This window comes from Streptomyces sp. NPDC085937, from assembly GCF_044540535.1.
Classification (GTDB): Bacteria; Actinomycetota; Actinomycetes; order Streptomycetales; family Streptomycetaceae; genus Streptomyces.
Map to the genome: position 1 here is coordinate 247,568 of NZ_JBITSH010000009.1, position 21,608 is coordinate 269,175.

At 71.2% G+C, this 21,608-nt stretch carries 16 protein-coding genes and 1 pseudogene; 10 read left to right on the plus strand and 7 right to left on the minus strand.

Annotated elements, in window-relative coordinates; all coding sequences use genetic code 11:
• The first annotated feature begins 231 nt into the window (after window positions 1-231).
• The 5 genes from fusA (at window position 232) to ACIF8S_RS20810 (ending at window position 7,085) form a co-directional block, all read left to right on the plus strand.
• Window positions 232-2,274: an elongation factor G gene (fusA, locus tag ACIF8S_RS20790; protein WP_400000692.1), complete on the plus strand. Its 2,043-nt coding sequence runs from the start codon at window positions 232-234 to the stop codon at window positions 2,272-2,274.
• 254 nt (window positions 2,275-2,528) lie between these two features.
• Window positions 2,529-3,845: an ABC transporter substrate-binding protein gene (locus ACIF8S_RS20795; RefSeq protein ID WP_400000694.1), complete on the plus strand. Its 1,317-nt coding sequence runs from the start codon at window positions 2,529-2,531 to the stop codon at window positions 3,843-3,845.
• 14 nt (window positions 3,846-3,859) lie between these two features.
• On the plus strand, window positions 3,860-4,849 hold the full coding sequence (locus ACIF8S_RS20800; RefSeq protein WP_400000696.1) for a carbohydrate ABC transporter permease: 990 nt from the start codon (window positions 3,860-3,862) through the stop codon (window positions 4,847-4,849).
• A gap of 17 nt (window positions 4,850-4,866) precedes the next feature.
• Window positions 4,867-5,706 (plus strand): carbohydrate ABC transporter permease, encoded by an 840-nt coding sequence (locus tag ACIF8S_RS20805; protein WP_349800424.1) that lies wholly within the window; start codon window positions 4,867-4,869, stop codon window positions 5,704-5,706.
• Complete coding sequence (locus ACIF8S_RS20810) at window positions 5,703-7,085, plus strand: GH1 family beta-glucosidase (protein ID WP_400000698.1); 1,383 nt, start codon at window positions 5,703-5,705, stop codon at window positions 7,083-7,085. The genes ACIF8S_RS20805 and ACIF8S_RS20810 overlap by 4 nt, the downstream gene beginning before the upstream one ends.
• Window positions 7,086-7,138: 53 nt before the next feature.
• Here ACIF8S_RS20810 and ACIF8S_RS20815 read toward each other — a convergent pair whose 3' ends face one another.
• Together ACIF8S_RS20815 and ACIF8S_RS20820 are read right to left on the minus strand one after the other, a co-directional pair.
• Complete coding sequence (locus ACIF8S_RS20815; protein ID WP_231157778.1) at window positions 7,139-7,348, minus strand: 4-oxalocrotonate tautomerase family protein; 210 nt, start codon at window positions 7,346-7,348, stop codon at window positions 7,139-7,141.
• Between the two features lie 170 nt (window positions 7,349-7,518).
• Complete coding sequence (locus tag ACIF8S_RS20820; protein ID WP_400000700.1) at window positions 7,519-8,280, minus strand: SDR family oxidoreductase; 762 nt, start codon at window positions 8,278-8,280, stop codon at window positions 7,519-7,521.
• Between the two features lie 86 nt (window positions 8,281-8,366).
• Between ACIF8S_RS20820 and ACIF8S_RS20825 the strand changes: the two genes are divergently transcribed.
• Window positions 8,367-9,227: a helix-turn-helix transcriptional regulator gene (locus tag ACIF8S_RS20825; RefSeq protein ID WP_400000702.1), complete on the plus strand. Its 861-nt coding sequence runs from the start codon at window positions 8,367-8,369 to the stop codon at window positions 9,225-9,227.
• A gap of 562 nt (window positions 9,228-9,789) precedes the next feature.
• Here ACIF8S_RS20825 and ACIF8S_RS20830 read toward each other — a convergent pair.
• From ACIF8S_RS20830 to ACIF8S_RS20850, 5 genes are all read right to left on the minus strand, one after another.
• Window positions 9,790-12,609, minus strand: coding sequence for a hypothetical protein (locus tag ACIF8S_RS20830; protein ID WP_400000704.1), 2,820 nt, complete (start codon window positions 12,607-12,609; stop codon window positions 9,790-9,792).
• Window positions 12,606-13,730: an AAA family ATPase gene (locus ACIF8S_RS20835; protein WP_400000706.1), complete on the minus strand. Its 1,125-nt coding sequence runs from the start codon at window positions 13,728-13,730 to the stop codon at window positions 12,606-12,608. Before ACIF8S_RS20835 ends, ACIF8S_RS20830 begins: the two co-directional genes overlap by 4 nt.
• A gap of 87 nt (window positions 13,731-13,817) precedes the next feature.
• A complete protein-coding gene (locus ACIF8S_RS20840) occupies window positions 13,818-15,266 on the minus strand; it encodes a VWA domain-containing protein (protein WP_400000708.1) in 1,449 nt (482 codons plus the stop codon).
• Window positions 15,263-16,654 carry a hypothetical protein gene (locus ACIF8S_RS20845; RefSeq protein WP_400000710.1) on the minus strand — a complete coding sequence of 464 codons (1,392 nt, stop codon included), beginning with the start codon at window positions 16,652-16,654 and terminating at the stop codon, window positions 15,263-15,265. Before ACIF8S_RS20845 ends, ACIF8S_RS20840 begins: the two co-directional genes overlap by 4 nt.
• Window positions 16,654-17,172, minus strand: a complete 519-nt coding sequence (locus tag ACIF8S_RS20850; RefSeq protein ID WP_400000711.1) for a hypothetical protein — start codon at window positions 17,170-17,172, stop codon at window positions 16,654-16,656. Before ACIF8S_RS20850 ends, ACIF8S_RS20845 begins: the two co-directional genes overlap by 1 nt.
• 329 nt (window positions 17,173-17,501) lie before the next feature.
• Here ACIF8S_RS20850 and ACIF8S_RS20855 point away from each other — a divergent pair, with 329 nt between their 5' ends.
• The 4 genes and pseudogenes from ACIF8S_RS20855 (at window position 17,502) to ACIF8S_RS20870 (ending at window position 21,510) form a co-directional block, all read left to right on the plus strand.
• Entirely contained in the window at window positions 17,502-19,121 is a 1,620-nt protein-coding gene (locus ACIF8S_RS20855; protein ID WP_400000713.1) for a phosphodiester glycosidase family protein, read from the plus strand.
• Window positions 19,112-19,402: pseudogene (locus ACIF8S_RS20860) on the plus strand (esterase family protein); the annotation flags it as partial. The gene ACIF8S_RS20855 and the pseudogene ACIF8S_RS20860, both read left to right, overlap by 10 nt.
• 58 nt (window positions 19,403-19,460) lie before the next feature.
• Complete coding sequence (locus tag ACIF8S_RS20865) at window positions 19,461-19,592, plus strand: hypothetical protein (RefSeq protein ID WP_400000715.1); 132 nt, start codon at window positions 19,461-19,463, stop codon at window positions 19,590-19,592.
• A gap of 880 nt (window positions 19,593-20,472) precedes the next feature.
• Complete coding sequence (locus ACIF8S_RS20870) at window positions 20,473-21,510, plus strand: hypothetical protein (protein ID WP_400000716.1); 1,038 nt, start codon at window positions 20,473-20,475, stop codon at window positions 21,508-21,510.
• Window positions 21,511-21,608 lie beyond the last annotated feature (98 nt).

A 21,608-nucleotide genomic window follows, 5' to 3' on the forward strand; every position in this document is an offset into this window, starting at 1 on the left:
GAGGGGAGTCAGGGCCGTGCGTGACCACACCGCTGCTGCCGCTCCCCGTTCCCGGTCCCGCCGGACCGTGGTGATCCTGGTGTCTCCGGCCGCCCGGTGCCCGCTGCGCGGCCGGTACCGGATGCCCTGACGCACGTCCGGCCCGACCCCTCCGACGAGGGGTGCTCGGCGCCGTGCGTCCGGGGGAGATCGCGCTGCCCTTCTCCGGTTCCCTCCGAAAGGCCACGGGCCATGCGCACCACCGACCTTCTCGCCGTCGTCCGCAACCTCGGCATCCTCGCCCACGTCGACGCCGGCAAGACCACCGTCACCGAGCGGATCCTCTACGCCACCGGCACCACCCACAAGCGCGGCGAGGTGCACGACGGCACCACCGTCACCGACTTCGACCCGCAGGAACGCGACCGCGGCATCACCATCTTCTCCGCCGCCGTGAGCTGCTCCTGGAACGGTCACCGGATCAACCTCATCGACACCCCGGGCCACGTCGACTTCGCCGACGAGGTCGAGCGCTCCCTGCGCGTCCTCGACGGCGCCGTCGCCGTGTTCGACGCGGTCGCCGGGGTGGAGCCGCAGAGTGAGTCGGTGTGGCGGCAGGCGGACCGGCACGGCGTCCCGCGCATCGCGTTCGTCAACAAGATGGACCGGGCCGGCGCCGACCTCGACGCCGCCGTCGCCTCCATCCGGGACCGGCTGCACCCGGTGCCGCTGGCCGTGCAACTGCCGGTCGGGGCCGAGGGCGCCTTCACCGGGGTCGTCGACCTGATCGGCATGCGCACCCTGACCTGGACCGACGACGGTGAGGCCCGTGACCCGGCGCCGGTGCCGGACGCGCTGCGCGAGGAGGCGCCGCGCAGGCGGCGGCTGCTGGAGGAGGCCGTGGCGGAACTGCACCCGGCCGCGCTGGAGGAGTTCTGCGACACGGGCGCGCTCGGCACCGGGACGCTCACGGCGGCCCTGCGGGACCTGACGGCCCGCGGTGAGGCCGTGGTCGTCCTGTGCGGCTCGGCCTACCGCAACCGCGGGATCGAACCGCTGCTGGACGCCGTGCTCGCCTACCTGCCGTCACCGCTGGACGTGCCGGCGGTGCGCGGCACGTACGACGGCACCGAACAGGAGCGGGCCGCCGACCCGGAGGCGCCGCTGGTCGCGCTCGCGTTCAAGGTGAACGCCACCGCCACCGGACGGCTCACCTACCTGCGCGTCTATTCCGGCACCGTCGAACAGGGGGACACCGTGCGGGACGCCACCACCGGCCGCACCGAGCGCGTCGGGCGCATCCTGCGCGTCCGGGCCGACCGGCACGCGCGGCTGGACCGTGCCGTCGCCGGTGACATCGTCGCCGTGGTCGGGCTGAAGTCCGCCCGCGCCGGTACCACGCTGTGCGCGCCGGACGTGCCGCTGGTGCTGGAGCCGCCCGGTGTCGCCGAACCCGTCGTCTCGGTCGCGGTCGAGGCGCTGCGGAGCACCGACACCGGCCGTCTGGCGCAGGCGCTGGCCCGGCTCGCCGAGGAGGACCCCTCGCTGGTCGTGCGCACCGACGCCGAGACGGGGCAGACGGTGCTGTCCGGCATGGGCGAACTGCACCTGGAGGTCGCGGTGGAGCGCGTCCGGAGCGACCACGGACTGGGTGTCGCCGTCGGCCGGCCGCGCGTCAGTCACCGGGAGACCGTGGGCCGTGGTGTGTCCGGGGTCGTGTACCGGCACGTCAAACAGGACGGAGGCGCGGGCCAGTTCGCGCACGTCGTGCTCGACGTCGAGCCGCTGGACGACGCGGAGCGGGGCTTGGAGTTCCGTTCGACGGTCGTCGGGGGCCGGGTGCCGCAGGAGTACGTCCGTGCTGTCGAGGCCGGCTGCCGGGACGCGCTCACCGAGGGCCCGCTGGGCGGTCACCCGGTGACGGGTCTGCGGGTGACGCTCACCGACGGGTCGACGCACGTCAAGGACTCCTCGGACACCGCCTTCCGCACCGCGGGCCGGCTCGGGCTGCGGGACGCCCTGCGGGCGTGCGCGATGGTGCTCCTTGAGCCGGTCGCCGAGGTCACGGTCACCGTGCCGCGGGACGCGGTGGGCTCCGTGCTCGGTGACCTGGCCGCGCGCCGCGGCCGGGTCGGCGGCTCGGCCACCCGGGCGGGCGCGGCGGTCGTCACCGCGACCGTGCCGCTGGCCGAACTCTTCGGCTACGCGACCCGGTTGCGCAGCCGCACCCAGGGCCGCGGCACCTTCACCAGCCGGCCCACCGGCTACGCGCCGGCGCCCGCCACCGCGCGGTAGCGCTCGGTAGAGCGCGTGTGCGGCGGTTCCTCCTCGTCGTCCCGGCGGGGAGGGGCCGCCCGTGGCTTCCGAGCGTCAGGGCCGCCTGCGGCGGACGGCGGGGAACGAGGGCCGGCCCGTACCGCGCGCTGTCCAAACCCTTGACGCAGCGCCCGCGGAGGGTTTAACTCACGTCCTAAATTAAGCCGTGAGGCGGTGCCGTGCGCGTCCAGGGACGCGCCGCCTCACGCCCCCGGAAAGGGACAACTGGAGCCATGCGCAGTATCCGAGCCGCGGCCACAGGCGCCGTCATGCTGTCTCTCGCACTCGCCGCCTCGGCCTGCGGAGGCGGCTCGAGCACGGGCGGCGGGTCCAACGACTCGCCGAAGGAACTGACCTACTGGGCCTCCAACCAGGGCGCCAGCATCGAGGTCGACAAGAAGGTCCTCCAGCCCGAGCTCGACAAGTTCGAGAAGCAGACCGGCATCAAGGTCAAGCTGGAGGTCGTGCCCTGGTCCGACCTGCTGAACCGCATCCTCACCGCCACCACCTCCGGCCAGGGCCCGGACGTGCTGAACATCGGCAACACCTGGTCCGCCTCGCTCCAGGCGACCGGCGCCCTCCTGCCGTGGGACGAGGCGCAGTTCGAGAAGATCGGCGGCAAGGACCGCTTCGTCGACTCCGCGCTCGGCTCCACCGGAGTCGAGGGCCAGGACCCGGCCGCCGTCCCGCTCTACTCCATGGCCTACGCCCTCTACTACAACAAGCAGATGTTCGCCGACGCGGGCATCGACGCCCCGCCCGCCACCTGGGACGAACTGGTCGCCGCCGGCAAGAAGCTGTCCAAGGACGGCACGTGGGGCATAGGCATGGAGGGCTCCAACCCCTCCGAGAACATCCACCACGCCTTCGTGTTCGCCAAGCAGCACGGCGCCGACTTCTTCACCGCCGACGGCAAGCCCGACTTCACGAGCGACGGCGCCGTCGCCGCGGTCAAGCAGTACGTCGACCTCATGGCGAAGGACAAGATCATCGCCCCGGGCAACGCGGAGTACGCGCAGAACCAGTCGGTCAGCGACTTCGCCAAGGGCAAGACGGGCATGCTGCTGTGGCAGTCCGCGTCCGCCAACCTGAAGTCCCAGGGCATGAGCGAGGACGCCTACGGCATCGCCCCGGTGCCCGTGCAGTCCGGCACCCCCGGCGCCGGCAAGCAGGTCAACTCCATGGTCGCCGGCATCAACCTGGCCGTCTTCAAGAACACCGACAACCTCGACGGCGCCGGTGAGTTCGTGAAGTTCATGACCAGCGACGCCGAGCAGAAGATCCTCAACACCGCCTACAGCTCCATCCCGCCGGTGAAGGCCGCCCAGGAGGACCCCGCCTTCAACTCCCCGTCCAACGCCGTCCTCAAGGACACCCTCGCCAAGAGCGCCGTCGCCCTGCCACAGGTGCCCGACGAGTCCCAGTTCGAGACCGCCGTCGGCACCGCCGTCAAGGACCTGTTCGCCGACGCCGCCGCCGGCCGGCCCGTGACCACCGACTCGGTGAAGGCCGCGCTCACCAAGGCGCAGCAGCAGATGCCCACGAAGTGAGCCCCGACACCGCCATGACTGCCACTGCCCCCGCAGCTGAGGCCGCCGTGCGCAAGAGTCCCCCCGGTGCGGCGCGCGGCCCCCGCCGCCGCACCGGGCGGCTGCGCCGCATCGGACTGCCCTACCTGCTGCTCCTGCCCGCCCTGCTCCTCGAACTCCTCGTGCATCTGGTGCCGATGGTCATCGGCATCGTGATGAGCTTCAAGGAACTCACCCAGTTCTACATCCGCGACTGGGGCACCGCCCCCTGGGCCGGTCTCGACAACTACGCGGTGTCGGTCGACTTCGACGCCCCCGTCGGCAAGGCCCTGCTCCACTCGTTCCTCGTCACGATCGCCTTCACCCTGCTGTCCGTCGGCCTGTGCTGGCTGATCGGCACGGCCGCAGCCGTCTACATGCAGGACACCTTCCGCGGCCGCGGCCTCCTGCGCGCCCTGTTCCTGGTGCCGTACGCCCTGCCGGTCTACGCGGCCGTCATCACCTGGGTGTTCATGTTCCAGCACGACAACGGCCTGGTGAACCACGTCCTGCACGACCAGCTCGGCATCACCGACAAGCCCTCCTTCTGGCTGATCGGTGACAACAGCTTCGTCGCGCTGCTGACCGTGTCGGTGTGGAAGGGCTGGCCGTTCGCCTTCCTCATCGTCATGGCCGGACTGCAGAACATCCCGCGCGAACTGTACGAGGCCGCCGCCCTCGACGGCGCCGGCATGATCCAGCAGATCCGCCGCATCACCCTGCCGTCGCTCCGCCCCGTCAACCAGGTGCTGGTCCTCGTCCTGTTCCTGTGGACGTTCAACGACTTCAACACCCCCTATGTCCTCTTCGGCAAGAGCGCGCCCGAGGCCGCCGACCTCATCTCCGTGCACATCTACCAGGCGTCCTTCGTCACCTGGAACTTCGGCACCGGGTCCGCGATGTCCGTGCTGCTCCTGCTGTTCCTGCTCGTCGTCACGGGCGCCTACCTCGCCCTCACCTCACGCGGACGGAGGACCGCCTCATGAGCCTGCCCCGGTCCCCGATGGCCCCGCCCCGCTCGTTCCTCTGGACCCGGCGGATCTTCCTCACCCTGCTCACCGGCTTCGTCCTGGTCCCGGTCTACGTCATGGTGTCCAGCTCGCTGAAGCCGCTCGCCGACGTCACCGGCGCGTTCCGCTGGCTGCCGACCGAGCTGACGATCCGCCCGTACATCGACATCTGGTCCACCGTCCCGCTCGGCCGCTACTTCGTGAACTCGCTGATCGTGGCGGGCGCGGCCACCGTCTGCTCGGTGGTGATCGCGGTGTTCTCCGCATACGCCGTCAGCCGCTACTCCTTCCGCGGCAAACGCGTCTTCACGGTGACGGTGCTGTCGACGCAGATGTTCCCCGGCATCCTGTTCCTGCTCCCGCTGTTCCTCATCTACGTCAACATCGGCAACGCCACCGGCATCGCCCTGTTCGGCTCCCGCGGCGGCCTGATCCTGACGTACCTGACCTTCTCCCTGCCGTTCTCCATCTGGATGCTGATCGGCTACTTCGACTCGGTCCCCCGCGACCTGGACGAGGCGGCGCTCGTGGACGGCTGCGGCCCGCTCGGCGCGCTGTTCCGCGTCGTCGTCCCGGCGGCCGTACCCGGCATCGTCGCGGTCGCCGTCTACGCCTTCATGACCGCCTGGGGCGAGGTCCTCTTCGCGTCGGTGATGACCAACGACACCACCCGCACCCTGGCGGTCGGCCTCCAGGGCTACTCCACCCTCAACGACGTGTACTGGAACCAGATCATGGCCGCCTCCCTCGTAGTCAGCGTCCCCGTGGTCGCCGGATTCCTGCTCCTGCAGCGCTACCTCGTCGCCGGCCTGACGGCAGGAGCCGTCAAGTGACCGACCCCGAAAGGACCTTCGTGACCATCGACTACGCCGCCCTCCCCGACGACTTCCTGTGGGGCACGGCCACCTCGGCCTACCAGATCGAGGGCGCCGTGGCGGAGGACGGCCGTTCTCCGTCGATCTGGGACACCTTCTCGCACACCCCCGGCCGGATCGACAACGACCACCACGGCGACACCGCCTGCGACCACTACCACCGCTGGCGCGAGGACATCGGCCTGATGCGCCGCCTCGGCACCAACGCCTACCGGCTGTCCGTCGCCTGGCCGCGCGTGGTGCCCGGCGGCGACGGCCCGGTCAACGCCAAGGGCCTGGCCTTCTACGACCGGCTGGTCGACGGCCTGCTCGACGCCGGCATCACCCCGTCGGTCACCCTCTACCACTGGGACCTGCCCCAGACCCTCCAGGACCGCGGCGGTTGGCCCGAGCGCGACACCGCCGAGCACTTCGCCGCGTACGCCTCCGCCGTCGCCGAACGCCTCGGCGACCGCGTCCACCACTGGGCCACCCTCAACGAGCCGCTGTGCTCCGCCTGGATCGGCCACCTCGAGGGCAAGATGGCCCCCGGCTGGACCGACCTCACCGCGGCCGTCCGCGCCTCCTACCACCTGCTGCTCGGCCACGGCCTCGCCGCCCGCGCCATCCGCGCCGCCGCCCCCGGCGCCCAGGTCGGCATCGTCAACAACCTCTCCACCATCCACGCGGCGAGCGACAGCCCCGAGGACCACGCCGCCGCCGTCCGCATGGACGGCCACACCAACCGCTGGTGGCTCGACCCGGTCCACGGCCGCGGCTTCCCCGAGGACATGCGCGAGGTCTACGGCGTCGACCTCCCCGAACGCCCCGGCGACCTGGAGACCATCGCGGCCCCGCTCGACTGGCTCGGCCTGAACTACTACTTCCCGCAGGTGGTCGCCGACGACCCCGAGGGCCCGGCCCCCCGCGCCGCCTTCGTGCGCCGCGACGGCGTCCCCCGCACCGGCATGGACTGGGAGATCGACGCGGGCGGCATCGAGGCCCTGCTCCTGCGGCTCACCGAGGAGTACGGCGCCCGCAAGCTCTACGTCACCGAGAACGGCTCCGCCTTCCCCGACGTCGTCCGCCCCGACGGCACCGTCGACGACCCGGAGCGCCAGGACTACCTCACCCGGCACGTGGCCGCCTGCGCCTCCGCCGCCCGCAAGGGCGCCCCGCTGGCCGGCTACTTCGCCTGGTCCCTGCTGGACAACTTCGAGTGGGCGTACGGCTACGACAAGCGCTTCGGCCTGGTCCACGTCGACTACGCCACCCAGGCCCGCACGATCAAGGGCTCGGGACACCGGTACGCGGACATCGTCCGGGGGCACGCGGAGCGGGTGCGGAAGGCGGCGTGAGCCTGTGGCGCCGGCGGGCGCGGGTAGGGTCCGTGCCCGCCGGCGGCCACGGGTCAGGCGTCGCCGTTGAGCAGGGCGGCCGTGAGGACGTGACCGCCTACGCCCCAGCCTCCGTCGGCGACCTCGTCGACGAGCACCACAGTGGTGGCGCGGGCGCGTTCACCGTAGATCTCGGCGTACAGGTCGGTGGTGCGCTCGACGATCTTCCTCTTGTCGTCGGGGCTGAGGGTGTCGGCGGGGACCTTGAAGTGGGCGAAAGGCATGAGTGGTACTCCTTGGTAGCTCTGGAAGAGGCTGCGAACGCGGTACGGGCGCCGCACGGACGTTCTCAGGGGCCGCCGGGGGGTCCTGGACAGCGACGGGGCTGGGGTGGCCGGTCGGCCACAGGTGGCCTGCGGGTCTTGGACGGCCGGCACGGCGGCCGGCCGGGTGCTCACACCATTCCGCCGTTGGCCCGCACGACCTGCCCGTTCACCCAGTGCCCCGCCGGGCCGGTGAGGAAGGCGGCGACCCGGGCGATGTCCTCCGGGGTGCCCAGCCGCTCCAGCGGCGGGGTCTTCGCGAGCCGGTCGATCTCCTCCGGCGTCTTGCCGTCGAGGAACAGGTCGGTGGCCGTGGGGCCGGGGGCTACGGTGTTCACCGTGATGTCCCGGCCGCGCAGCTCGCGGGCGAGGATCAGGGTCATCGACTCGACGGCGGCCTTGCTCGCCACGTACGCGCCGTAAGCGGGGAACTGCGCTCCGACCACGGAGGTCGACACGCCCAGGAAGGAGCCGCCGGGCCGCAGCCGCCGCGCGGCCTGCTGGGCCACCACGAAGGCGCCGCGGATGTTGGTGCGGTGCATCGCGTCAAGGGCGGCCAGATCGAGGTCGGCGACGGGCGACAGGACGAGGCGGCCGGCGGCGTTGACCACCACGTCCACGCGGCCGAACTCCCGCTCCGCCCGGTCGAACAGCGCGGCGACCGCGTGCTCGTCCGCCACATCCGCCCGCACGGCGATCGCCTTCCCGCCGTCCGCCGTGATCGCCTTCACGGTCTCCTCGGCCGAGGTCGTGTCCCTGGCGTAGTTCACCACCAGCGCGAGACCCTCGCGGGCGAGCTGGAGCGACACCGCGCGGCCGATGCCGCGCGAACCGCCGGTGACGACGGCGACCCGCCCGGGGTCCGGTGCGCGAAGGCTGTCATTCGTAGTCATGCCTCCACGGTGCGCGGTCCCGGCCCGCGCAACCAGGGGATGCCATCCCCTGGGTCGGCGCCCCGGCCGGGCACAGAATGGTGCACATGGGTTCTGCGAAGTACACCGAGCTCGGGGCATTCCTGCGGTCGCGCCGGGACCGCATCCGCCCGGCCGACGTGGGTCTCCCCGCCGGCCCGCGGCGCCGGGTGCCCGGTCTGCGCCGGGAGGAGGTCGCCCAGCTGGCCGGGGCATCGGTGGACTACTACAACGAACTCGAGCGCGGAGCCGGCTCCCAGCCTTCGGAACAGATGATCGCCGCCCTGGCCCGGGCGCTGCGGCTGACCGCCGACGAGCGTGATTACCTCTACCGGCTGGCGGACCGTCCCGTGCCCGCCTCGGGCGGCGTGACCGCGCACGTCCACCCCGGCATGCTCGACCTGCTCCAGCGGATGCCGTCCACTCCCGCGCAGGTCATCACCGACCTCCACGTCACCCTCGTGCAGAACCGGCTCGCGGTGGCACTGCTCGGCGACCAGTCGGGCTTCCGCGGACCGCGCGTGAGCTTCGTCCACCGTTGGTTCACCGAGCCCGACGCACGCCTGCTCTACCCGGAGGCCGACCATGCGACCCAGTCGCGGGCGTTCGTCGCCGACCTCCGCGCGGCCGCCGCCCGCAGGGACGCCAAGGACACCGAGGCCGCCTCGATGATCCGCACCCTGCTGCACGCCTCGCCGGAGTTCGCCGCCCTCTGGGCCGAGCACGACGTGGCGTTCCGCCGCGACGACCGCAAGCGGATCCGGCACCCCGCCCTCGGGGTCGTGGAGGTCAACTGCCTGAACCTGTTCAGCGAGGACGGCCGACAGCGCCTGCTGTGGTTCACCCCGGCCCTGGGCACCGACAGCGCGGACCTCCTCGATCTGCTCGCGGTCCTCGGCACACAGGACGTGGTCGAGTCCGGTGCGTGAGGGGGCCGGTCGACCGGGGGTCCTCCGGCACGTCCGGGCGTCGTGACCTGTGCCGGCCCGCCTCACCCTTCTCCCGTTGCCGGGTAACCTCGTCCACATCGTCCACATCGTCCACATCGTCAACGCGGCCCGACGGGCTTCCGCTCCACCCCGGTGGAGTCTTGAAGGACACGCCCCCACCCGCACGAGTCGCTCCATGCTGCCTGGGGGAAGTTCTCGCTGGAGCAACGTGGGGCGCCCTTGGGCACGGTGCCCCACTTCGACCCGGGAACCTGGGAGCTGGTGTCGGCCGAGGCACACACGGAGACCGGGGAATAAGAGAGGGCGTCGTTACCGAGAGCTTTCTCTACGCGCGTGTCGACGCCGTCAACGCGGCGCTCATGCGCGATGCATGAGCGCCCCGCCAACAAGCCGCCCTTCCGACCTGTCTCAGCCCACCAACTCCGACGATGGGCAAGACCGCGGCGACCGACTGCCCGTCGGCGGGCGGCAGCAGGCGCCCGAAGACATCAGCCCTGCACCCGAGGCTGGACACCGTTTTGCAGGTGTCCAGCCTCCGATGTCAGCCGCTGGCCAGTAGTGCCTCGATGGCCTCGGCCGTGACGGGATACGTGACCGTCAACACCGCGCCCGGCGCACCGGCGTTGCCGGTCGGCGCCCAGCCCTCGTCGCACCCCAGCAGCCCCGCCACCGCGTCGCACGTCGTCGGATGCGCGGCGAGCAGCGCGGCGCCCCGGGGTGCCGTGGTCGCGCGCCGGGCCCGGGAGGCCGCGAACGGGTCCTCCTGCGGTGTCCGCCACGGCGGCACCCACGCGTCCAGGGCCGGCAGCCGGGCCGGGAAGATCCGTCCCGCCTCGCGGATCAGCAGGGGCGCCAGATCGGCGGCCCCCTTGCGCAGGGTGGTGATCAGCAGCGGCAGCCACGGCAGCAGGACCGTGTCCGGCAGACGCCCGAAGGCGTTCGACACCGCCTCCACCACCACGTCCGCCAGCCCTGGCACCGGCTCCAGCGCGTGCACGAAGCCGTTGAGGTAGCGCGGGTAGGCGGGCACCACCAGCGGGTTGTCCAGCAACGCGTCGGAACGGGACCGCAGTTCGGTACGCGACAGGGTGCCGAGCTGCACCTGCGCCGCCCACAGCAGTGCCGTCTTCGACGGGTCGTCCGGGTGCGACTGGGCGACCGCCAGCTCCAGTTGCGTACGGTCGCAGCCCAGCGACAGCGCGAGGCTCTCCATGCTGAACAGGAAGCCCAGCATCGCCGCGACCTGCCCCACCGTCGCGTCCTCGTCCCGGAACGCGGTCGGCAGCAGCGTGCAGTAGTGCGCGTAGCCCGTCTTGACGAACGACTCGATCCAGGCAGGCAGTGCCGGCCTGCTCGTCCGGTAGTACGCCAGCAGCGCCCGCGCCCGGCGCAGCACCTCCGGCGCCCCGTCGACACTGCGCTCCGCCGCCAGCACTTTCAACGCGTGCGTGCCCAGCTCGTCCGCCAGGCGCCCGCTGCGCAGGTACAGCAGTGTGTCCTCGACGGCCGCCAGCACCCCCGCCGTCGTCGCCCGCGGCCCGTACGCCTCGCGCCGCAGCCGCTGCTCCAGCACCTGTTCGAGGCTGACGCCCTCGTAGCCGAGTTCGATGAGCGCCCGCTGATGGGTACCGAGGGCCAGGTCCCAGGACTCCTGGATCGGCCGCTCACCGAGCCGCCGCTCACCCATGATCGGCCGCGCCGCGCCCTGCGGCATCAGCCGCCGCAGCATCCACAGCACGTCGGAACACGCCTCGAGCTCCGGCCGGCCCGCGATGTCCAGCAAAGCCCTCTGCACTCCGCGTTGTTGCAACTTCAGCCCCAGCGGCTCCAGCCGGTCGTACACGTCCCGGGCGAGCGGCGGCAGCGCCTCGTAGCCCACCTGCCCGATCCGGTCGCCGCCCATCATGATCTCGACGAGCCGGCGCACGTCCCGCCGCCCGGGCACCCTGTCCTTCTCGATGCAGGTGACCGCCGCGTCCTGGAAGTCGTACGGCGTCGGCTTCGCCCGGTCCCGCATCCCCGCGAGCAGGATCGACGTCTCGAAGACGGCGATGGCGTCGGCGGTGGACGCGAGGTACCCGTTGCGCCGGGCCGCCCGCACGATGTCCACGGACCAGCCGAGCAGCTCCGCCTCGTCCAGGCCGTCCAGGACAGGGGGCTGGTGAAGGAATCCGGACAGCCGGTCCGTGGCCGGCGCCTCGGCGACGGACGTGGCGGCGGGCAGCGCCTTCTTCGCGCGGGACTTCCGTGCCCCCGCCTGGCCCTCCAGCCGGTACGGCCGCACCTTCGTCCGCGTGAGGCTCTTCTGCCACTGCGTCGCCGCTATCGACACCGAGCCGGCCGCCAGGCCGAACTGCGCCTCGATCGCCGCGTGACTCGACGGGATCAGGCCGTACTGCCAGGTGGTCGCCGTGCGCGGGGAGATCGTGAACGCGCCCGAGAGTCCGTGCACGCCGAACTCCTCCACCCGGCTGGCCGCATGGAACGCTCCGCACACGTACAGGCAGTCCTCCGGGTCCGCGCCCGTCGCCGCCAGGTGCTCGCGCATCCGCGTCCACATGTACCGCTCGCGGTCCTCGTCCACCCGGACCCGGTCGCCGTCGCCCGGCGCGAGCCGCCGGAACAGGCTGCCGATGAGGAACATCACCTGCCGGTAGGTGTGGTGGTCGCTGTCCCCGAGCGGCACCTCGACGTACTGGTGCCACCACTCCGACCAGTGCCGCACCTTGCCGTGGCGGAGCAAGTGCTCCTCCAGCTCCGCGAAGCGCGGGCGCAGGTCGCCGATCTCGACGCCGACCGCCTCACCGTGCAGCGCGGCCTCTTCGGCCTTGGGCGTGTCCTCCTCCGCCGAAGCGTCCCCGGTGCCGGCGGTGTCGGCGCGGTCCCACTGGAAGACGTGGTCGGAGGAACGGTCGACCAGGACCAGTTCCACGCCCGGGGTGTCCAGGGCGTAGGCGATGGCCTGGTACTCGGCGGACGCCTCGGTGATCGGCGCGACGACCGACAGCGGGGCCCACTCCGGGGGGAAGCCGTCGATCTCGCCCGCGAACGCCTGGACCGCCACCGGCAGCCGGCAGTTGCGCAGTTCGGACAGCAGCGGAGCCATGTCCTCGCACAGCTCCAGATACACGACCTTGGGCTGCTTCTCCCGCAGCCGGCGGGCCATGGCGAGGGCGGAGGCGGGGGAGTGGTGGCAGACCGGGAAGATCTCCAGCGGCTCACGCACCGCCCGGTCGACGTCGTCCACCAGACCCAGGAGGATGCCCTCCAGGGCGTCGGGCCCACCCGCGAACTCGGTCGCCGCCTCCTGCAGTTGCGTACGCAGCGCGGTGAACACGCCGCTCTCCTGGGGCCCGCTCACGACAGGGTGGCGATCGCGTCGCGGCCACCCTCGAGGAACTCGGGCCAGGCCCCGCCCTCGTCCTTGCTGCGGGGCTCGACGACCCCGTGCAGGTACTTGTTGAGTATGGCCAGGTCCTCCGGCTCGCGCCGGGTCAGCGACCCGACCAGCGAGGATGCCAGGGTGCGGGCGGTGAGGGCGCGCTCGCCGAAGAAGTTGCTGTGCAGCACCGCGTCCTCCAGCACACCGATCTGCTCGGCCGTGGACAGCGCGGACTCCAGCTTCTCGTCGTCACTGCCGGCCGACGCGGCGGAGGCCCGCAGGTCGGCGAAGCTCTGCAGCAGCACGTCGAGCAGCGTCGGCGGCACGTCCAGGTCGATCGAATGGCGGCGCAGCAGTTCCTCGGTGCGGAAGCGGACGATCTCCGCCTCGCTCTTCTTGTTCGTCACCACCGGGATGCGGACGAAGTTGAAACGGCGCTTCAGCGCGGACGACAGGTCGTTGACGCCCCGGTCGCGGCTGTTGGCGGTGGCGATGATCGAGAAGCCGGGCTTGGCGAACACGATGTTGTCGTCGCCGCCACCGCTCTCCAGCTCGGGAACGGAGATGTACTTCTCGGAGAGGATCGAGATCAGCGCGTCCTGCACGTCACTGGTGGACCGGGTCAGCTCCTCGAAGCGGCCGATCGCGCCGGCCTCCATCGCGGTCATGATCGGGGAGGGAATCATCGACTGACGCGACTGCCCCTTGGCGATCACCATCGACACGTTCCACGAGTACTTGATGTGGTCCTCGGTCGTCCCCGCCGTGCCCTGCACCACCAGCGTGGAGTTGCGGCAGATCGCCGCGGACAGCAGCTCGGCGAGCCAGCTCTTGCCGGTGCCGGGGTCGCCGATGAGCAGCAGGCCGCGGTCGGAGGCGAGGGTGACGATCGACCGCTCCACGAAACTGCGGTCGCCGAACCACTTCTGCGAGATCTCGCGGTCCAGCCCGTCGGCCCGCTCGGAGCCGAGGATGAAAAGCCGCACCATCTTCGGCGACAGACGCCACGAGAACGGCTTGGGGTTGTCGTCGATCGACTCCAGCCAGTCGAGCTCCTCGGCGTACTTGATCTCGGCGGGGGCGCGCAGCAGTTCGGACATGAGGAATGAGCCTTTCGAGGGGTGAGGGGGAGTCGAGAAGTCGAGACGGTGAGAAGTCGAGAAGTTGCGACGCCGAGAGGTCGACGGTCAGGTGAGGAACGTCTGCAGCTCGTGCACGAGCTTCTTGATGTGCCCGGATATCACCGGCGTACCGAGGTCCTTGAACTTCTCCCGGAACCAGGGGTTGACGCTGCCGCGGCCGGAGCTGGTCACCGACCCCACCGGGATGAACTTCGCCCCGGAACGGTGGATGGCGGCCATGCTCTCGAACAGCTCCTCCGTGCGCCATTCGTAGAAGTCGGAGATCCACACCACCACGGTGTTGCGCGGCTCGGCGATCTTCGGCTGGGCGAGCGTCATGGCGACGGTGCCGTCGGTGCCGCCGCCGAGCTGGGTCCGCAGCAGCGTCTCGAACGGGTCGTGCGCCCAGGGCGTCAGGTCCAGCGCCTGCGTGTCGTACGCGATCAGGTGCACGTCGACCTTCGGCAGGCCGGCGAAGATCGACGCCAGGATGGTGCAGTTGACCATCGAGTCGACCATGGACCCCGACTGGTCCACCACGACGATGAGCCGCTGCGGGGTCGTCTTTCGGCTGGTGTGCCGGTAGTAGAGGCGGTCGACGTAGAGCCGCTGCTCCTCCGGGTCCCAGTTGGTGAGGTTCTTCCAGATGGTTCGGTCCATGTCGAGGTTGCGGAAGACCCGCTTGGGCGGCACGGACCGGTCCAGCTCACCGACCGTGGCCTTCTCCACCTGCGTGCGCAGCACCTCGGTGACCTCGTCCACGTAGCGCTTGATCAGCGCCTTGGCGTTGGCGAGGGCGACCCCGGAGAGGCTGTTCTTGTCCCGCAGCAGCTGCTCGATGAGCGACATGCTCGGCGTCAGCCGTGAGGCGAGCGCGGGGTCGGCCAGCACCTCCCGCAGATGCATCCGCCGCACGAGTCCGGCCTCGATCGAGCCCAGCTCCGGACCGATCTCCGGGATCAGCCTGCTCAGGTCGGGCGCGGGCATGCCGGCACCGGTGCCCGTCGGGCTGACGCCCCCGCCGTTGCCCCGGCCGCCACCACGCAGGTCACCGGGCCGGCAGCCCAGCGCCCGCTCCAGCCAGCCGGCGTCGGACTGCCAGCGGGCCAGCTGTTCGGCGGTGACCGTGCCGCTGCCGGTCGCGAAGACGTTGAGCAGCACCTTCGACGCCAGCGCCGCCCGCCGCACCTCGGCGGCCCGGTCACCGGCACCGTCCGCGTCCGGCTCGGGCGTCATCAGCCCGTCGAACTCGGCGGCCAGATCCGGGTGCCGCTGCACGACCGAGTCGACGGACGCGGCCGGGTCGAGCAGCGCCGTCGGCAGACCGACGTCCTCCACCACCGCGACACTCGCCGACTCCAGGGACGCCTGCTCCTCCGGGTCGAAGAGGCGGGCCAGCAGCCGCCAGTACAGGACCTGCCGCCGGTTCTCGTCCGGGTCGGGGGCGGGAGCGGGGTCGGGGCCGTGGCCCGGGGCTGCCTCGGTCCCGTCGCCGTCGATGGTCACCTCGCTCATTTCCGCAGCAGCCTTCCCGCGCGCTCGCGCAGCACGTTCACGGCGTCGGTGGCCGCCTTCTCGGCCCGTACGCCCGCCTTGTCGGCCGTACCTCCGGCCCAGGCCCCCGCGTGCACGGCGACGGGCTTCCTGCGCACCGTCCGCTCCACGGCCAGCGGCTGGAGCTGGAACTCCCCGGCGTCCCAGCGCAGCAGGCCGAGGCACGCCCCGGAGGCGGCCACGGCCTCCGGGGTCAGCGGACCGGCGGCAGGCACCCGTCCGGCGTCGACGGTGAGTCGCTCCCCGGCGACCCGGAAGACGACCCCGCCGTCCTCCTGCTCGACGGCGTACCCCTCGAGCAGCACGGGCACGGCGATCCGCGCCGGATGCCGGTCCACCGGCGTCACGGGGGCGGCGGTCGCGGTGGGCAGCGCCACCCGCGCGGTGGCGAAGACGTCGGCGGGCTCGCCCGGGGTGGCGCGGGCGTCGTCCCAGATCAGGTCGCCCTCCGCGGTGACGGGCATGGCGTCCAGCTCCATGGCCCGTCCCTCGCTCACGGCGGCCAGCAGGGACATGTGCGGCCGCAGCAGCTGCCACAGGCCGGCCCCGACGACGGTGTCCGGCTTGGGCGCTGACACGCCGGCCCGCACCAGCGTCGGTGCCGTGCCGTCCGCCGGCTCGAACACCGCGTGCACCTGCGCCTGCACGGCGGTGGCGTGTTCGTGCAGGTCGACACCGAGCGGCAGCAGGCGACCGGTGACCTCCGTGACGGCGGTCGCCCGGTCCGCACCCGGCAGCGTCAGCAGCATCGCCCGCGACCACAGGTCGGCCCACCGACGCACCGGCACCCGCTCCAGAGTGGCGCCGGGGCAGGAGGCCGCGAGTTCCGCGGCGAAGCCGTCGAGCAGCGTGGCGAGCCGCCGCAGCGCCGGCTCGGGCAGCATCGCGGTCACGACCGGAGCGGCACCACCGACCAGTTCGTGCTCGATGCCCTGCCAGCCGGCCCGCGCCAGGTCGCACAGCCAGCCGCGCGCCGCCGTCAACAGGTTCACCGGCTGCTCCGCGCCCGCGGCCGGGGCGGAGGCCTCTTCGGCGCGCGCACGCCCGACCGCCTCCTCGACCCGCTCGACGAGCGCGTCGTGCACGGAGCCCAGCAGCGCGGTGCGGGCGGCGGCGAGCACCATGAAGTGGTCCTCGTCCGCGGCGCCCGCAGCGGACTTCTCGGCCGCCTCGGCGACCCGCCCGGCCAGCGGAGACCCGGCGACTGCGTCCGCGAGTCCGGCCAGGCCGGCGGCCTGGGCCGGCTGCGGACGGAGCAGCCCGCCGACGAGCACCCGGTCGAATCCGTCCACGGCGGCCAGGGCCTCGTCCAGCCCGTCGACCACGTCGGTCAGCAGGTCCACCCGCATCACGCCACCGCCCCGGTCGTCGGGAACCAGTGCATCTCGGGCAAGGGGGCGGTCGTCGGCGTGAACTCCAGATACGCCAGATGGCGCAGGAAGCGGCTGAACACCTGAGCCGCGGCCGACTTGTCGCCCTGGGCGGGACGCGTGGACGTCATGGCGACGGTGAGGGTGTGCGCCTCGGCCTCCTCACCGGAGACCTCCACCTTCAGGTACCGGGCGACGCGCTCCGCGCCGTACTGCAGCACGGCCTCGCCGATCAGCGCCCGTATGTGGTTGCAGAACGCTCCGCGCGCGCCGCCACAGGGCCGGTTGTTGTTGGTGCTGCACGAGAACGCGTACGTCCCCGCCTCCACCGACGACACGTACACCCGTCCGATGTCGGAGCCGCTGGACACCACCCCCTGCAACCGCTCGTCCGCCAGCTCGACGAACGGCACCTTGGCCAGCTTCCGCGGCCGTGCGGACGGCACCACCCGCACTGTGCTCGACCTCTCCCGGAGCGACAACGCACCATCTCCCATGCATGCGAAAGGGGATGTCCTCGCCCGATCGGCGGGACGCGAAGAAATCTATCGGCGGTCACTGACAACGGCCCGGGGCTGTGGACAAGTGGGAGGAACCACCCGAGGCCGCCCTTCCCGGCGTAGGCCGATCGGCCGAGTGTCCGACCAACTGCTCGTCCGACACGCCTTCTTGACGTGCGTTCCCACAGGTCGATACTTGTCCAGCGTGCGTTAAGTGACTGTTCGTGACGCCGTCAGCACAAGGCGAGAAAGTGACGCATGTTCCCACCGGGGCGTCACTCGACGAGCGACGCGGGCAGGCTCGACGCGCGAGAGGTCGGTCAAGGATGAAGAGAAGACTGTGCGGGGCGGCCGCCGCCCTCGGCATCACCCTGGCCATGACCGGGCTGCCCGGCCAGGCGTCCGCCGACACCCGCCCCGGCGGCACCCGCGCCACCCTGCCACTGGGCTCGTCCGACCTCACCGAGACCCGCACCACGCGGACCTTGCAGCCCGGCCTGACCCTCACCCGCATCGTGCGCGGCGCCGTGGACCCGGCGCACCACTGGACCGTCGAGGCGACGATCCCCGGCGGCGACACCTCGCCCGACCCGGACGCCCCGCCGACCACCCTCAAGGACCGGGCCAGCGCCGACGAGCTCGCCGCCGACCTGCGCGGCGACGGCTTCGACGCGCGGTCCGAGCAGGTGACGACGCCGAGCACGACCGACTACGCGGGCGGCACGCTCGGCTGGCGCGTCCGCATCGGCAGCTTCCCCTCCCAGTCCGCGGCGACAGCGGAACGCACCCGGATGATCCGGGCCGGCTACACGGGTTCGGTCACCTACACGGGCTGGGACGGCGCGGCCACGGACCGCGGCCCGTGGCGCCTGGACGTCCTCACCATCAACCCGCGCACGTTCCGGGGCACCCTCGACGCCACCCACGGCCCCGACATCGAGAACCGCGAGACCGTCAGCGCCCTGGCGGACGACGCCGGCGCCGTGGCGGCGGTCAACGCGGGCTTCTTCGTCCTCGACCCCCGATCGGGCGCACCGGGGGACCCGGCGGGCGTCGGCGTGTACGACGGGCGTCTGCTGAGCGAACCGGTGAGCGGACGGCCCGGATTCGTCGTCCAGGACAACGGCCGGCGTACGCGGATCACCCGTCTCACCTGGGAGGGGAAAGCCTCGGCGCGCGGCACCTCCCTGAGCCTCAACGGCATCAACCGGGTCCCCGGCCTGATCCGCAACTGCGGCGGCGGCGAGGGCGACAGCCCGACCGCGCTGCCCCTGCACGACGTGACATGCACCAACCCCGACCAACTGGTGGCGTTCACACCGGAGTACGGCGCGAGCACCCCGCAGGGTGAGGGCGTGGAAGCCGTACTGGACAGCCGGGGCCGTGTGCTGGAGCTGCGCCCCGTCCGCGGCGGCTCCCTCCCGCCCGGCGGCAGCTCCATCCAGGCGACCGGCCGGCACGTGGCCACGCTGACGGCCTTGGCCCGCCCCGGCGAGCGCCTGCGCGTCGAGACGATCCTCCGCGACGACCGAGGCCGCCCTGTGACGCCGTCGCCGGGCACGGACATCGTCAACGCGGGCCCCGAACTGGTCCGCGACGGACGCCTCCACGTCACCCCGGCAACCGACGGGATGGTGCACCCGGGCGACCCCAGCTGGTACTACGGCTGGGTCCACAAGCGCAATCCGCGCACCCTCGCCGGCACCGACGCGTCCGGCCGCACGGTCCTGGTCACCGCCGACGGCCGCAGCACGGACTCGCTCGGGCTGAGCATCACCGAGAGCGCGCAGGTGGCCCGCTCCCTGGGCCTGCGGGACGCCGTCAACCTCGACGGTGGCGGATCGACGACGATGGTGGCGAAGGGCCAGGTCGTCAACGTCCCGTCCGACGCGGCGGGCGAACGACCGGTGGGGGACGCCCTGCTGCTTCTTCCCCGCAAGCGCTGATGCCTCGACACAAGCTCGCGAAGTGGCTCAAGTCCCTACCCGTCTACCTGTCCTGAGGTGACGGCACCGCGGGCCCGCTGGACGCGCAGGGTGCCTCCAGCGCCCTCGAAGCGGACTTCAACCGCCAGAACCACGCCCTGGAAGCCGAGTTCAAGCGGGTCGGCGCCAAGCACCTGACCACGAACTTCCACGGCCCCGGCACCCACACCTGGCGCTACTGGGAACGCGAACTGCACGCCTCGCTGCCGATGCTGCCGGGCGCGCTGGGTGTGAAGGACTGACGGGACACCCGGCGGCGCTACTCGCGCTCACGCAGACAGGTGTCCGGAGCGGCAGCCCGTGCAGTATCGTCCGTCCGCTGCCGGGGAGTTGGCCATCCTGTCGGCCGCCCTTGTCCTGACCGCCGCGCTGCTGGTGACCGGCGTGCGCCACCGGCCGGAGCCGCGCGCCCGGAAGTCGGCGGTGCGCTGACGACTTCCGCCGTCAGGGTGACGCGTACCACGACCGGGCCGTGCATCGAGAACGCTGTTCGCGGTGCTCGTCGGTGACTGCGGGCAGCGCCGGATGCACGGGCCGGGGGCGGTACCGCGCCACCTCTCCAGCCGAAGAGTTGGACACGTTCAACGACTCTGGCAGGGTATCTCGCCACGGCCCGCTCCCATCCGTTGGCCGATGTGGGCCGAGGAAGAGTCCTCGTGGCGGGCGGAAGCAGACTGCGTGCGTGGGGACCCTCGGTGGCCTGCCGGTCAGACACCCGCGGCCGTCCCGCGACTTGATTGGGTGGCGGCTCGGGCAACGACGGACGGACGATCACAGTTCGACCGGCACGATCCACGCACAACTGATGCTTCCCCCTGCCCACATCATCGATGACAAAGCTGCCAGTCACATGACCAAACCGCCTTTGCTGGACATAGTAAAGGGCCTTTGGGCTGTTCCGCGGTCGGTCACTGAATCAGTTTACGGATGCCACGGGCAGACCGTCCTTGTTTATTCGTCCGAAGCTCTTGAGTGATCATCCAACCTCAGGCGGTGTCCGGGAAAGCCGGTCGACGAGATCGCAGTTCGGTCTCAGCCGATGAATCGGCCGTAGTCGATCCGGATGCGTCATCAAGGGCTCATCCGGGACGGGCACGCAGTGCCTGACTCAGGCGCGTCGACGCCTCAATTCTTGGGTTACGGTGATCAGCGACATCCAGACGAACCCGTCCGGAGTCCTGCACCCAACCTCCTCCGTGAGGGGACAGCGACGCGGCCGGTCCTGCTCCCGTACCTTGCGAGGGACGAGCGTGCCTCCGGTTTACCCGAACGCCTCTGCACGGTATAAGACGAACCCGATTTCGGAGTTCTCATGAAGAACGACACATCAATGCGTGGCACTGCCACCCGGCGGCGACTGCTGCGTGATGCAGCTCTCGGCGGGAGCACCTTGGCTCTATGGGCGATACTCCCCGCCGGCGTCACCTCAGCCGCCACAGAAAGCGAACCAGGGATCGCGCAGTCCTCGAAACAAGACCCTGTCATGCAGCCCACCGTCGACACCTCTCATGCCACGCCTGCCGTCGCCAAACAACTGGTCCGGTACTTCCGGCGCAAGAGCGCGCGAGATCTGGAGGGCACCATGGCCTTCTTTGCGCAGCGGTCATCCACGTACATCGACGCGACGTTGGGCTGGCAATTGGCCTCGTGGGACGAGCTGTACGACTTCTTCGCCACGTATATGCCGACCTGGCCCGAAGACAGCGCGTCTTACCCTGTGCGGATACTCGGAGACACACGTAGCGCCTTGGTATTTTTCACTGATACAGCAGGACTTTTCGGACCGTCCGAACTGCGTCTGGCCGGAGCTGTCGACTTCGAGCGGGGGTTGATTACTCGTCAGGTCGACTACTGGGACGGTCGCCACTTCGGTTTGGACAATCTGGCAAGCCTGCAGCTGCCGGCCGACCAGTTCCCGCATGACTTCCGCGAGTCCACAGTCGGCGGATCCGCGTCTGCCGTCATGCGTCGCGTGGTACGCCACCTCGCCGGCGCCCTGCGCCAGGCTGACGGTGCTGCCGCTGCGAAACTGTTCGCGCCTGACGCCGTCTTTGAAGACGTTCCGTCACACATCTCCATCACGGGCCGCGCGAGCATCGAGAAGTACCTGAAGGCCGCTTCGGGACTTCTGCCCTATGCGGGGGCGCGAACAGCGGTGCGCCATGTGCTCGGTAACGACGTCGGCGGTGGGTACGAGTTCATGGCCGCCGACGGGCCGGTTCCACGCGGAATAGTGGGGCTGGAACTGGACTCCTTGCAGAGGATCAGCCGATTGACTGCCCTTTGGGACGGGTCCCTGGTCTCGGACGACGCACTACTGTCCCTGGCTGCGCGGGCTGTTGAAAGGTGAGTCAGCCGGGCGCTCACGGTCGTCATGCAAGAAGCAGTCCCGGTCCCGACCGTCTGTTCACAGCCTACATCTCACTTCGTGCTCCGAGGCTTCCTGGC